Source organism: Caulobacter sp. SRI_014 (assembly GCF_057586315.1).
Window position 1 is genome coordinate 53417 of record NZ_JBYCZQ010000004.1, and the last position, 12945, is coordinate 66361.

Here is a 12945-nt window from a genome sequence, read left to right on the forward strand (position 1 = left end):
GGGCGCCGGCCACTAGACCCAATCCGCCCGTGCCCCCCAAACGGGAGGCGCGTCTCAACCAACAATCGACAAGATTTCCATTTCTTCACGGGCGCGTGAAATCCGCCTCCCTATATAGTCGCCAACAACCCATGACCGAGTCTGTCCATCCGCCCCGCGTCTCCGAGATCCTCGCCGGCATCGCCGCCGAGGAGCACGAAACCGTGTCGGTCAGCGACGTCACCAAGGCGTTCGGGGACAGGGCTTTCGGGGCGCTGATGTTCGTGTTCGCGGCGCCGCTGGCCTTGCCGATGCCGCCGGGGGTTTCGGCGGTGCTGGGCGCGCCGCTGCTGTTCATCACCGTCCAGTGGATGATCGGGCGGGACCATCTCTGGCTGCCCAGCGTCATCGCCAACCGGACCATGAGCCGGACCGATTACGTGGCGCTGATGGGCAAGTTGACGCCCTATCTGGCCTGGCTGGAGCGGCGGCTGCGCCGGCGGCTGACGTTTCTCTACGGGCCGATCATCAACCGCCTGACCGGTCTGTTCTGCGTCGTGCTGGCGACCATCGTCTTCCTGCCGATCCCGTTCGGCAACATGCTGCCCAGCTTCGCCATCGCCGCCTTTGCCCTCGGGCTGGCGGAGCGAGACGGGCTGGCCGCCCTGGTCGGCTGGGCCAGCGGCCTGGTCAGCATCGGCATCCTGGCCCTGCTCTGGAAGGCGATGGTGGCCGGAGCGGTCGCCTTCATGCAAGGGCTCAGCGGCAACATCGACTGGATCGCCGGCCTGTTCAGCTAGGACCGCGCAACTGGCCGTAGACGGCGTCGAACACCTCTAGAGCGCCTTCGTCCGGAACGCCGCCCGTTGTGACCGGATCGTCCAGGTGCAGAACCTGGTTCCCCGCGAAGGCCGGCCACGCGGGCAGGCCCTGTCCGTTCGGATCGCCGGTGCGGGCGAAGTTGGTCCAGTAGCCGACCATGGTTTCCGACAGGCGGCTGTCGGCGGCCGTGCTCCAGGGTTCGCGGCCGACATGGCCGAACATGTACCAGAGCTCGACGAAGTGGGCGGCGCGCCAGTCGGCGAAGGTTGAGCCGGCCGGGAAGGCCGGCGCCCGGTTGAAATGATAAAGCCAGGCGGAGTTCTTGCCGGTTTTCGCCTGCAGGCGCGCCCAGGTCCACATGTCCCAACCGAACCTCAGGTCGCGCTCCAGGTCGGCCCGCGCCTGCCGCGCCTCAGCGTCGGTGGCGTGCGGGTAGGCGGCGAGCAGGGGCGGGGGCAGGGGACCCCAACGGGCGGCGATGTCGGCTTCGAACCGGGCGGCGGTCACCCCTGACAGATCGGTCAGCGAGCGGGCCTCGTCGGCGTTGTAGCCGACCAGCAGCGGCACATCGTGCTGGCGGCCCGCCGCGAAGACATCATAGGGCGGAGCGGGCAGCAGCTGCGGTTCGACCACAGGGTGGGAAATCCGGCCGGCCTTGCCGCCCAGAAGCGCCTCGGCCGGCAGCCGGCGAAGGTCCGCGAGCGAGCCAGCGCCTACTGAAGTCGCATAGGCCACGCCGTCCTTTTCGGCGTTGGCCAACAGGTAACCGGGCGCCAGCGCAACCGGCTCGAAGAAGCCGCCGCTCTGGCCGATGGCGCGGTGGAACAGGCCCCTGGCCTGGGGCGAGGCCATCAGGATGCTCACCGACATGCCCCCCGCCGACTGGCCGGCGATCGTTACCCGGCCCGGATCGCCGCCGAACCGGGCGATGTTGTCGCGCACCCAGGTCAGGGCGGCGATCTGATCCTGCAAGCCGTAGTTGCCGGAGGAGCCGGCCTCCGCCGTCAGCTCCGGATGCGCCAGGAAGCCGAATGGACCAAGGCGGTAGGCGATGGTCACGACCACTACTCCGCGCCGCGCCAGCGCATCGCCGGAGTAGAGCGGCATCGCGGTCGATCCGTTGGTCCAGCCGCCGCCGTGGATCCAGACCATCACCGGCAGCTTCGCTGTGGACGAGCGCGCCGGGGTCCAGATGTTCAGATAGAGGCAGTCCTCGCTGACGGTCGGCGGGGCCTCACCGGGCATCGAGACGCCGTTCTGCATGCAGGCGGGCTTGAAGGCGTCGGCCTTGCGCACGCCTTTCCAGGGGCGTGCGGCCTGAGGCGCGCGCCAACGCAGGTCGCCGATCGGCGGCGCCGCGAAGGGTAGGCCGCGGTAGATGCTCAGATCCCCCTCGCGCGTTCCCTGGACCCGTCCCGCCGTCGTCTCCACCCCAGCCGCCAGCGCGGGGGCGGTCCAGGCTGTGGCGAGCAGAGCTATCGTGGCCATCCATCGTCTCAAGAGTCGTCCTCCCATGGTGTCGGGGTCGAAGGCTGGCGGCGCACCGGGCCGGGGGCCAGACGCTTCGTCCCGCCGGCGCCACGGCTCGTCACAGGCGGCGGCTGGACAGCCCGTCGGACGGGGCTCAGACTTGCGCCATGTCTCTCGCCGCCGACCCGCCACCGCTGCGATCCGCGCCTGTCTGGCTGCGGGACCTTGGGCTGGGCGCCGTCTTCTGGCTGGCCTTTCTGCTGCTGCTCGAGCCCGGCAACGTCATCCCGGCGCTCGACGCCGGGAGGCCGCTGGCCTGGGAGCGCGAGGTCTTGCGGATCGCCGGCGCCACGGCGCTGGGCGCCTCTGTGACGCCGGGCTTGTTGTGGCTGGTGCGGACGTTGCCGGTGGCCAGCGGCAAGGTCTGGCCGCGTCTGGCGCTGCAGGTCGGGGTCAGCCTCCTGACCGCCGCCGCCCTGGTGCTGATCGCCAATCCGCTGGCAGCCTGGGTGCTTGGGCCCGAGACGAGGCCACTCGCGGTTGCCCTGCGCCAGGACCTGGCCGCCGACTGGGCGCTGCTGACCTGCGCCATCGGCCTGATGCTCGCCATCGCCCAGGTGGTTCAGCTGCTCGGCAGGTCACGGCCGCTTGCGGAGACGGCGTGGCTGACCAGCGTGATCGTCCCCCTGCGTGGCCGCCAGTCGCGGCTGGCCGTCGGCGAGATCGACTGGATTGAGACACAGGGCAACTACCTGGCCCTGCATGTCGGCGCGGCAATCCACCTGATCCGCGAGACCTCCGGGAGCTTCGAGGCGCGGCTCGAGCCAGCCCGCTTCATCCGCATTCACCGCCGGACCATCGTCGCGGCCGACCGTATGCGCAGCCTGACCCTGCTCGATGGCGGCGACGCCGAACTCGAGCTCGAAGGCGGCGCGGTCCTGCGGGTGAGCCGCAGCTATCGCCGCCAGGTTCAGGACCGGTTGAAGGCCGGCTGACGCCCTAGCTTCCCTGCTGGATGAAGGGGACCTTTTCGAACAGCTTCCGCTCCTCGCCGCGCGGGTCATCGGCCAGCTTCGGCTCGACGTTCCAGACCATCGTCTGGCGGCGTTCCAGGGCGTAGGGCTCCCATTTCGGCAGGTCGCCACCGTTCGGATCGCCGCTACGAGCGAAGCGGATGAAGGCGTCCATCATCAGTCTGCTGACCTGTTTGGCATCGTCGCCTGTGCCCGTGATGACCCCCGGCGCGTCGAGCGTGCCGAACACCAGGGGGATATCCAGGGTGTGGGGCGCGCCCCACATGCCGCCGTCCTTGGGCGACCTCCAGTCGAGCTGATAGGCGAAGACCGGCGATCCCTGTCTGGCCCGCAGCTCGGCTTCGATAATCGCCGCCCGCCAGGAGCGCGAGGCGGTGGTGGCGGCGAAGAAGACATCGCTCGGCGAATAGGCCGGGTAGAGCTCGCGGTAGCGGCGGATGACCAGGGCCGGATCGATGTCGACCCGCATGTTGGGGACCAGCTTCCCGGGCAGCTCCTCCCAGGTCAGGGCGTACATGGCCGGGTCGCTGAAAAAGCCGCGCGTCTCGTCGCGGGTGTTGCCGATCATCATCGGGATGCCGGCGCTCTGCGGCGGGGCGTCCGGGTAGAAGGGATGGCGGGTCAGGCTGCGCTCGTCGAGAACCGGGCCGAAGTAGAGGCCGCCGGAGCCGATCACCGGGTCGGTGGCGCCGAGCGCCTCGACGATCTGCGCGAACGGCGCCGCCGCCAGCGCCTCGGGACCGACCTTCAGGGCGTCGAGCAGGGCCTGGGTCCGGCGGGTGGCGTTGCCGGGACCCGATGCGGTCAGCTGCTGGCCGCTCATGGTGGCGGCGCGATGGAACAGCCCCTTCGCCGCCGGCATGGCCATCAGGGTGGCGATCTTGGCCCCGCCGCCGGACTGGCCGAACAGCATCACCTTCCCCGGGTCGCCTCCGAAGGCGGCGATGTTGTCCCGCACCCACTGCAGGGCCAGGACTAGGTCGAGCATGCCGGCGTTGCCGCCGTCCTCGAAGCCGGGGACCAGGCGGTTCAGGTAGGCGTAGCCGAACGGGCCGAGGCGGTGGTTGACGGTCACGACCACGACGTCGCCCCGGGTTGCGAGGCGGGTCCCGTCGGTCCACGGGCTGGAGCCCGAACCGGTCATGTAGGCGCCGCCGTGGATGTAGAGCATCACCGGCCGGCGGGCCGCGTCGGCGCCGGGGGTCCAGACATTGAGGAACAGGCAGTCTTCCGACTGGTCCTCCTCCTTGCCGCGCTGGGGCGAGGCGTGGCCGTAGGACGTGCAGGGCAGGGGCGTCTTCCAGGGCGTCGGGGCGACGGGCGACTGGAAGCGGCGCGGGGCGGTGTCGGCGCCGTAGCGGACACCCTTGAAGACCAGCAGGCCGTTCTCGCGAAGACCGCTCACCGGCCCGGGCCGCGTCGCCACGACCGGATCGCCCCGCCGGGCGACCGCGGGCCCTGCGACTCCGAGCGCTACGGAGCCCGCCAGCACGGACCGACGACTGGGAAAAGCGGTCTTCATTGCCAAATGATACCGGTTACCTGCCTGCCGACAATGCCGCCTGAATTTCCTCCGGGTAAAATTCAAAGCGCCCGTTTGGCGGTTGGCGGGGCCTGTCGCAGGGCGTAGCCCGCCGCTCCCTCTTTCCGACCTACATCCCCCGCGCGCTGGCCACGCGCCGACCTACGCTCCGGCCCACATCCGCAAACCCCCGACCCACAGGAAAGGCACATGAATTCAATCGATTGTCCTCATCGCGCCGTCTCGCTCGCCGACGCCTCTGTTATAATGGTGGTCGCTTCGATAACCGCGCCTTCCCCGCGCCGCCCCGCCTGGTGTATCCCCGCCCCATGAGCACGCCCCCCAGCACGCAAGACACCTGGACCGTCGCCGGCCGCACCTTCAGCTCCCGCCTGATCGTCGGCACCGGCAAGTACAAGGACTACCAGACCAACGCCGACGCCGCCCGCGCGGCGGGGGCCGAGATCGTCACCGTGGCCGTGCGCCGGGTGAACCTCACGGACCGCTCGCAGCCGCTGCTGATGGATTTCGTCAAGCCGGACGAGTTCACCTACCTGCCCAACACAGCCGGCTGTTTCACCGGCGAAGAGGCGGTGCGCACCCTGCGCCTGGCCCGCGAGGCGGGCGACTGGAGCCTGGTCAAGCTGGAGGTGCTGTCGGACCCGAAGACCCTTTATCCGGACATGGAAGAGACCCTGCGGGCGCTGAAGCTGCTCGTTGCCGAGGGCTTTGACGTCATGGTCTACTGCACCGACGACCTCGTCTATTGCCGCAAGCTGGAGGAGGCCGGGGCGGCCGCCATCATGCCGCTGGGCGCGCCGATCGGTTCGGGGCTGGGCATCCAGAACAAGGTCAACCTGCGGCTCATCGTCGAGCAGGCAAAGGTGCCGGTGCTGGTCGACGCCGGCGTGGGGACGGCCAGCGACGCGACCATCGGCATGGAACTGGGCTGCGACGGCATCCTGATGAACACCGCCATCGCCGAGGCGAAGGATCCGATCCTGATGGCCAGCGCCATGAAACATGCGGTCATCGCCGGCCGCGAAGCCTATCTGGCCGGCCGCATGCCGCGCCGGATGTACGCCGATCCCTCGTCGCCGCTTGCCGGGCTCATCTAGGCTCGCCAAACCGCCGTAATGGTCTAGCGTGAGGGAGTCTGGGAGGACCATCATGAAGACCGCGTGGCTGCTGGGTGTGAGCCTGGCCATCCTGATTCCGACCAGCCAGGCGGCGGTGTCGGCCCAGGCCTATCGGCCGATGGCCGTCTCGCCCATGTGCATCACGGCCGAGACCGAGGCGACCGGCGGGGCGGCGGCCAAGCCGCCCAAACCGCCGCCGATGTCCGACGCCTTCGGGAACGGTTCCTTCAGGACCGGCGGCAATGCCGAGGGCCAGCGCTGGTTCGACTACGGCCTGCAGCTGGCCTGGGCCTTCAACCATGAGGAAGGCACGGCCGCCTTTGCCGAGGCCGTGCGGCTGGATCCGCAGTGCGGCCTGTGCGCCTGGGGCTATGCCTGGTCGTTGGGGCCGACGATCAACTACCCGCTGGAGCCCGATCAGCTGGTCAAGGCGCGGGAAGCGGCGTTGAAGGCCCAGACCCTGCTGGCCAACGGGTCGGAGCGCGACCGCGAGATGGCCGCGGCGCTGGTCGCCCGCTACGCCGGAAAGGGCGACGACAAGGCCTTCGCAAAGGCCATGGACGCCCTGGCCAGCAAGTATCCCAACGACGATACGATCTGGACCTGGGCCGGCGACGCCTGGATGATCGCAGGGCAGCCGGCCCGGTCGATGCCGATCCTGGAGACGGTGCTGGCCCGCAGCCCAAGCAGCGCCGGGGCCATTCACTTCTACATCCACGCCAGTGAATGGGTCGGTTCGCCCGGCAAGGCCGAGGTCTATGCCGACAGGCTGCAGGGGGTGGCGCCGGGGGCCAGCCACCTGATCCACATGCCGTCGCACACCTACTACCAGATCGGCCGATACAAGGACGCGGCGCGGGCCAACCTCGAGGCCATGGAGGTCGATGCGGCCTGGGTGAAGCGCACGGAGGGGCCCGAGGACATCTTCAAGCTCTGGTACTACGGGCACAACGTCAGCTTTGCGATGGGCGGGGCGATGATGGCCGGCGACGCCAGGGCGGCGTTGAAGATCGGTGGGGTGTTCCGGGCGCGGACGCTGGAAAAGGACGATGCCTGGGCGCAGTACAGCGCCGGGCGGGGCTGGTTCGCCTATGGGCGGTTCGGCGACATCGGAGAACTGATGGCGACGGCCCGGCCGGCCGATCCGATGAACCGGGCCCTGTGGCGCTATGCGCGCGGCGAGGCGCTGAGCCGCAAGGGCGATGCGGCCGGGGTGCGGGCCGAGGCGGCGCTGCTGCTGGCCGCGCGGCCGTCGATCATGGCCGGGGATTCCAGGGATTTCGTGGTCATGGCCGACATCGCCCATGAGGTGCTGCTCGGCCGGGCCGCCATGCTGGAGAACAATCCGCGTGAGGCGGCGCGGCACTACTACAAGGCCGCTCTGATGCAGGAGCGGGAACTGGGCGAGTCCCGCGATCCGCCGGCCTGGTGGTATCCGGTGCGGCGGTCCTATGCGGCGGCGTTGCTGGCCTCGGGCCAGACCGACAAGGCGCTGAAGGAGACCGGCAAGGTGCTGGAGCGCTGGCCGCACGACCCGCTGACCCTGCTGGTCGCCAGCCGGGCCGAAGCCGGCAAGGGCAGGGCGGACGCCGCCGGCGAACGGATGAAGCAGGCGGGCCGTGAGTGGGTGGGGCCGAGGCTCGATACGGTCGCGGCGGGGCAGATCTAGGCTATTTGCCGCGCTTGGCCTTGGCGATGGCGGCTTTCAGGACTTCGGTCTGGGCGCCGCTGATGTAGTCGTCCTCGACGAAGAAGGCGGGGGTGCCGTTGAAGCCCATGTCCTTGGCCAGCTGGCGCTGGTCAGCCAGATACTGTTGCTGGGCCGGGGTCTGGTCCAGCGCGCGGACCGAGGCCGGGGTGACGCCGTTGCGGGTCAGCAGGTCGTCGACCTGCTCGTCGGTCAGCGGCCGGTGCTCCATCATCTCGAAGTGGGCGTCGGCGAACAGGCCCTTCTCGTTCAGCTTCCTGGCGGCGGCGGCGGCGTACTCCGACGTCGGGCCGAAATTGCCCAGGGTGTAGTCCTTGAAGACGAACCGCACGTCGGGGTTCTCGCGGGCCAGCTTGGCCACCTCCGGCGCAATGACTTTGCAGAAGGTGCAGTTGTAGTCGAAGAACTGCACCACCGTGACCTTGCCGTTCGGGTTGATCACGAAGTCCCGCTTGTCGCGCTGCAGCTGCAGCCTGTGGCTGCCGAAGTTCTTTTCGACCTTGGCCTCTTCCTCGGCGATGGCCTTCATCTGCAGGGCCTGCTGGGCCTCGATCAGGATTTCCGGGTGCTGCAGGATGTAGGCCCGCACCTTGTCGCCGAATTCCTTGTCGACCTTGACGTCCTGGGCCGCCTCGATGGAGGCCGGATCGACGTCGGTGATCGACTTGTCCTTCTTCTCGCAGGCGGTCAGCCCGACCGTGGCGGCCAGGGTGATGACAAGCGGGATCGTCGAGCGGCGCATGATGGTCTCGTGGTCTTTCAGGGAGCGGAGCCGACCTTACGGGCGGCTGATGGCGCCTTCCTTGGCGAGGTCCTGCAGGTCCTCGCGGCTGGGATTGGCGGTCAGGACGATGTCGGTGGCCCGGCGCCAGCCGACGCTGTTCTTGTCGAGCAGGTCGCGGGCCCGCATGGCAAAGCCGCGCGCCTCGTTCATGCCGCCGAGAGCGTAGTAGTATTCGGCCGTCGACAGCCTCGCGAGGCCCTCCTCGCCCTTGGCGTCGTAGGCCTGGGCCAGCAGGCGCCAGGCGTCCGGGATGTCTTCGTGCAGCAGCGAGCGCTTGAGCATTTCGATGCCCTCGTCGCGCTTCACCGGATCGTCGAGGTTGATCAGGGTCTGGCCGAGGTTGATGCGCAGCAGGGGGGCGTCGGGCTTGTACTTCACCGACTGGCGCTGCGGGTATTCCGCCTCCTTGGCGCGGGCGAACTCGAACAGCATCTGGCCCTTGAGTTCCCACAGGTAGGCGTTCTCGGGCTGTTCGGTCAGCAGGACATCGACCATGCCAATGGCGCGGTTGACGTCCTTCAGCCGGTAGTAGGCGATGGCCCGGGCGTAGCGGGCCGGATAGCTCTTGTCGGTCTCGCTGTACCGCATCAGCGCGACCTGGGGCTGGGTGAAGGCGACGATCTTGGCCTTCATGATCTCGTGCTGTTCCATGTCGGCGGGCGAGTCGACCACGTTGTAGTGCGACTGTTGCTCGACGCGCGAGCGCAGCATCTCGATCCGCTCCGACGACAGCGGGTGGCTGCGGAAATAGGGGAAGCGGCGGGCTTCCTGGAAGACTTCCTGGTAGCGGAACTTGTCGAAGAACTCGACGAGGCCGCGGCTGGACTGGCCGGTCTTCTCGAGGAAGCCGACGGCGGCCTGGTCAGCGCGGCCTTCCTGCTCGCGGCTGAAGCCCAGCGCGCCGAGGGCGCCGAAATACTGTGAGTTGCCGATCAGCATGGCGCCGGCGTCCGGCGCTCCGGCCAGCATGGCCAGCACGCCCAGACCCATGGTCAGCAGCATCGGACGCAGGCCGGCGTTCTGCATGTCGCCCGAGCGCAGCGGGTGAGCGCCGGCCAGGTGGCCGATCTCGTGGGCGATGACGCCCTTGAGCTGGTTGGGGTTTTCGGTCTCGAGGATCAGGCCGGCGTTGAAGCCCATTACCTGGCCCTGGGTGGCGAAGGCGTTGAGCGACTTGTCGCCGACCAGCAGGATGGTGACATCCTTGGGGACCAGGCCCGCCGCGGCGATCAGCGGATCGGCCTCGGCGTGCAGAATCGCCTCGATCTCGGTGTCGCGCAAAAGCGAGACCCGGTCCTCCTGGGCAACGGCCGGCAGGCCGGTGGACAGCAACAGGCTGGCCGCCGTCAGGCCGCAGATTGCCGCGCGAAGCGGCCGCCAGGAAGAGAAAGCGCGGGAGCTCATCGGTTCAGGTTACTCCGTTTGCGCCCCCGCGCAGACTCAAGACTAGTGCGGGTTGATCACCGGCGCCACCAACCCTTTTTGGGTTTTTCCGGCGGCGCGGTGATTTCGTTGGGATCGGGCTCGGCCGGCTTGGCCGGTTCCAGGGCCTTTTCAACAACGGGGGCAGGCTCCGGCGCGGCGGCGGCGACAGGCTCGGGCGCCGCTTCGGCGACCGGTTCCGGCGCCGTTTCCATGACCGGTTCGGGCGCGGCCTCGACGGCTTCCACCGCCTCTTCGGCCTTCTTCGGCTTGGCGCGGCTCTTGCGGGCCTTCTTCACCGGCTCATCGGCGGGCAGTTCGACCCAGACCTCGTCGGTGAAGGGCTCGCCGGCGGCCAGAACCGGGGCGTCGAGCGTCGAGATCGGCGGATCGATCATCGCTTCGACCGGCGCGGACTCTTCGGCCGGCAGGGCCGCTTCGACGACATCAGCGGCGACGTCGTCACGCGGCTCGCGCGGGCCCCGATCACGATCGCGGCCCCGGCGGCGGCTACGGCCACCCCGTTCACCGCGTTCACGTTCGCCACGCTCGCGGCCGCCGCGCTCTTCACGCACCGGACCTTCGTCGCCCTCGACCAGCACCGGGCGGGCCGGGGTGTTTTCGGGATCGCGGACGCTCAGCATGCCGCCGCCCTCGAGGGTGGCCGGGTCATGCCACTGGAAGGGATCGTCGCCGAACGGCACGCGCGGGCGGGCCCAGGCGAAGCCGTCCTTGGGACGATCTTCCTCGCGGCTGCGGCGACCGCCGCGACGGCCGCGACGCCGGCGGCGTCCGTCCTTGTCGTACTCGTCGTCGCCCCCGGCGTCGGCATCGCCTTCGCCATCGACGTCGTCGACTTCACCGGCGACGACGGCCGGGCGGTCTTCGCCCTCCTCGTCGCGGCGACCGCCACGGCGGCGGCGACGGCGGCGGCCATCGCGGCTGTCATCATCGCGACGCGGGTCGCGTTCGGCGCCTTCGCGGCGAGCCGGACGGGCATCCGCCTCGTCCTCGTCGCCGTCGATGATTTCCTCGTCGTCCTCGTCGTCCTCGGGCGGCACGAAATCGTCGTCGTCATCGATCAGCGAGGGGATCGAGGCCAGGGCGGTGACGTCCAGGGCGTGCAGGCTGTGCTCGCCAAGGGCGGTGCGCTCCAGCTCGTGTTCGGCGTGGGCCAGGCCCTCGTCGATCTGGATGGTGACGTACAGGTGGTGGACGGCGTGGATGCGGGCCAGGTGGGCGCGCTTCTCATTGAGGATGTAGAGGCCGACGGCCCCCGGCACCTTCAGGGTCAGCTCGCCGCCGCCGCGCAGGGCTTCCATCTCCACGGCGCGCAGGGCCGACAGGGCGCTCGACTCGACCGAGCGCACGCGGCCGACGCCTTCACAGTGGGGGCAGACGTGGGTGGTGCCTTCCAGCACGCCGGTGCGGCGGCGCTGGCGGCTGATTTCCATCAGGCCGAAGGAAGAAATGCGGCCCATCTGAACGCGGGCGCGGTCGTCTTTCAGATTGTCCTTGAGGACCTTCTCGACGGCGCGGTTGTTCTTCGACTCCTCCATATCGATGAAGTCGATGACGATCAGGCCGGCCAGGTCGCGCAGACGCAGCTGGCGGCAGGCCTCCTCGGCCGCCTCCATGTTGGTCTTCAGCGCGGTCGCCTCGATGTTGCGCTCGCGCGTCGCCTTGCCGGAGTTGACGTCGATGGCGACGAGCGCCTCGGTCTGGTTGATCACCAGATAGCCGCCCGAACGCAGCGGCACGACCGGCGTGTAGATCTGGCTGAGCTGGTTCTCGATGCGGTGGGCGACGAACAGCGGCGTCGGCTCACGGTAGGCCACGACCTTCTTGGCCTGGGCCGGCATGATCATCCGCATGAAGTCGCGGGCTTCCTTGTAGCCGGCTTCACCCTCGACCTGGACGCTGTCGATGTCCTTGTCGAAAAGGTCGCGGATGGCCCGCTTCACCAGGTCCTCTTCCTCGTAGATGAGGGCGGGGGCCACGGAGTTCAGGGTGGTGTCGCGGATGTTTTCCCACAGCCGCATCAGGTACTCGTAGTCGCGCTTGATCTCGGCCTTGGTGCGCTTGGCGCCGGCCGTGCGGACGATGAGGCCGAGGCCCTTGGGAACGCCCAGGCCCTGGACGACGGTCTTCAGGCGCTTGCGGTCGGTCGCCGAGACGATCTTGCGGCTGATGCCGCCGCCCCGGTCGGTGTTGGGCATCAGCACGCCATAGCGGCCGGCCAGCGACAGGTAGGTGGTCAGGGCCGCGCCCTTGTTGCCGCGCTCTTCCTTGACGACCTGCACCAGCATGATCTGCCGGCGGCGGATGACGTCCTGGATTTTGTACTTGCGCATCAGGCGGCGGCGACGGCGCTCAACCTCTTCTTCCATGTCGTCGTCATCGTCGTCCGAGGCGGACGAGGAACTGACGGTCTCGGCGTGATCGTGATCGTCGCCGTTGCCATCGTCCTGCCCGTCGTCATGCGACTCGGCGCCGTTGTCTTCCGAAGCTTCCGCCTCTTCGCCGTCCTCGGAGGCCTCGATCGACGGGTCAGCCTCGCGGGCGGCCGGCTTGGCGCGGCCACGACCGCGGCCGCGGTCGCGCTTCGGCGGCGGCGGCTCGTCATCGTCTTCGGCCAGCTCGCGGGTCAACGCTTCACGGTCGGCCAGCGGGATCTGGTAGTAGTCGGGGTGGATTTCGTTGAATGCCAGGAACCCGTGCCGGTTGCCGCCGTACTCGATGAAGGCGGCCTGCAGGCTGGGTTCGACCCGGGTCACCTTGGCGAGATAGATGTTCCCGCGCAGTTGCTTCCGGCTCTGGCTTTCGAAGTCGAATTCCTCAATCCGGCTTCCATCCATGACGACGACACGCGTTTCTTCGGCGTGTGCGGCGTCGATGAGCATCTTTTTTGTCATCGAAGGTCTCTTTTCGGTCGGGGGCGCGCTCTTGGCGCAGCCGCCCTGTTGTTACGGCGCGCAGCACGTCGCCAAGCCCGGCCCCGAGGGGGGCGGCTCTAAGCGGACAATGTTGGGGAGCGTGCGCGCGGCCCATGAAAGTCTCTGTTG

The 12945-nt window shown here is 68.9% G+C and carries 9 protein-coding genes; 4 read left to right on the forward strand and 5 right to left on the reverse strand.

The window, feature by feature from the left end; genetic code table 11:
• The first annotated feature begins 131 nt into the window (after positions 1–131).
• Positions 132–779 carry an exopolysaccharide biosynthesis protein gene (locus AC2YG9_RS11100; protein ID WP_487298038.1) on the forward strand — a complete coding sequence of 216 codons (648 nt, stop codon included), beginning with the start codon at positions 132–134 and terminating at the stop codon, positions 777–779.
• Here AC2YG9_RS11100 and AC2YG9_RS11105 read toward each other — a convergent pair.
• A complete protein-coding gene (locus AC2YG9_RS11105) occupies positions 772–2289 on the reverse strand; it encodes a carboxylesterase/lipase family protein (protein ID WP_487298039.1) in 1518 nt (505 codons plus the stop codon). The two genes, AC2YG9_RS11100 and AC2YG9_RS11105, sit on opposite strands and share 8 nt — an antisense overlap.
• A 149-nt stretch (positions 2290–2438) precedes the next feature.
• Here AC2YG9_RS11105 and AC2YG9_RS11110 point away from each other — a divergent pair, with 149 nt between their 5' ends.
• Positions 2439–3266 (forward strand): LytTR family DNA-binding domain-containing protein, encoded by an 828-nt coding sequence (locus AC2YG9_RS11110; RefSeq protein ID WP_487298040.1) that lies wholly within the window; start codon positions 2439–2441, stop codon positions 3264–3266.
• Positions 3267–3270: 4 nt separating this feature from the next.
• On the opposite strand, the gene AC2YG9_RS11115 is transcribed toward AC2YG9_RS11110, so the two are convergent.
• Positions 3271–4827: a carboxylesterase/lipase family protein gene (locus AC2YG9_RS11115; RefSeq protein WP_487298041.1), complete on the reverse strand. Its 1557-nt coding sequence runs from the start codon at positions 4825–4827 to the stop codon at positions 3271–3273.
• A gap of 329 nt (positions 4828–5156) precedes the next feature.
• On the opposite strand from AC2YG9_RS11115, the gene AC2YG9_RS11120 reads away from it, so the two are divergent.
• Both AC2YG9_RS11120 and AC2YG9_RS11125 read left to right on the forward strand, forming a co-directional pair.
• The gene (locus AC2YG9_RS11120; protein WP_487298042.1) at positions 5157–5945 is read left to right on the forward strand and encodes a thiazole synthase; all 789 of its coding nucleotides are present in this window, start codon (positions 5157–5159) and stop codon (positions 5943–5945) included.
• Between the two features lie 52 nt (positions 5946–5997).
• Positions 5998–7635: a tetratricopeptide repeat protein gene (locus AC2YG9_RS11125; RefSeq protein ID WP_487298043.1), complete on the forward strand. Its 1638-nt coding sequence runs from the start codon at positions 5998–6000 to the stop codon at positions 7633–7635.
• Position 7636: 1 nt separating this feature from the next.
• Here the strand turns inward: AC2YG9_RS11125 and AC2YG9_RS11130 are convergent, their stop codons facing one another.
• From AC2YG9_RS11130 to AC2YG9_RS11140, 3 genes are read right to left on the reverse strand one after another with little or no spacing between them, the layout of a single operon-like run.
• Positions 7637–8416, reverse strand: coding sequence for a DsbA family protein (locus AC2YG9_RS11130; protein WP_487298044.1), 780 nt, complete (start codon positions 8414–8416; stop codon positions 7637–7639).
• A 36-nt stretch (positions 8417–8452) separates the two neighbouring features.
• Positions 8453–9862 (reverse strand): M48 family metalloprotease, encoded by a 1410-nt coding sequence (locus tag AC2YG9_RS11135; protein WP_487298045.1) that lies wholly within the window; start codon positions 9860–9862, stop codon positions 8453–8455.
• Between the two features lie 56 nt (positions 9863–9918).
• Positions 9919–12795 (reverse strand): Rne/Rng family ribonuclease, encoded by a 2877-nt coding sequence (locus AC2YG9_RS11140; RefSeq protein ID WP_487298046.1) that lies wholly within the window; start codon positions 12793–12795, stop codon positions 9919–9921.
• Positions 12796–12945: the final 150 nt, after the last annotated feature.

Bases quoted from the DNA above. Each gene is read 5' to 3' on its own strand.
- AC2YG9_RS11100 (WP_487298038.1), top strand. From the start codon at position 132: ATGACCGAGTCTGTCCATCCGCCCCGCGTCTCCGAGATCCTCGCCGGC.
- AC2YG9_RS11125 (WP_487298043.1), top strand. From the start codon at position 5,998: ATGAAGACCGCGTGGCTGCTGGGTGTGAGCCTGGCCATCCTGATTCCG.
- AC2YG9_RS11135 (WP_487298045.1), bottom strand. From the start codon at position 9,862: ATGAGCTCCCGCGCTTTCTCTTCCTGGCGGCCGCTTCGCGCGGCAATC.
- AC2YG9_RS11130 (WP_487298044.1), bottom strand. From the start codon at position 8,416: ATGCGCCGCTCGACGATCCCGCTTGTCATCACCCTGGCCGCCACGGTC.
- AC2YG9_RS11105 (WP_487298039.1), bottom strand. From the start codon at position 2,289: ATGGCCACGATAGCTCTGCTCGCCACAGCCTGGACCGCCCCCGCGCTG.
- AC2YG9_RS11115 (WP_487298041.1), bottom strand. From the start codon at position 4,827: ATGAAGACCGCTTTTCCCAGTCGTCGGTCCGTGCTGGCGGGCTCCGTA.
- AC2YG9_RS11110 (WP_487298040.1), top strand. From the start codon at position 2,439: ATGTCTCTCGCCGCCGACCCGCCACCGCTGCGATCCGCGCCTGTCTGG.
- AC2YG9_RS11120 (WP_487298042.1), top strand. From the start codon at position 5,157: ATGAGCACGCCCCCCAGCACGCAAGACACCTGGACCGTCGCCGGCCGC.
- AC2YG9_RS11140 (WP_487298046.1), bottom strand. From the start codon at position 12,795: ATGACAAAAAAGATGCTCATCGACGCCGCACACGCCGAAGAAACGCGT.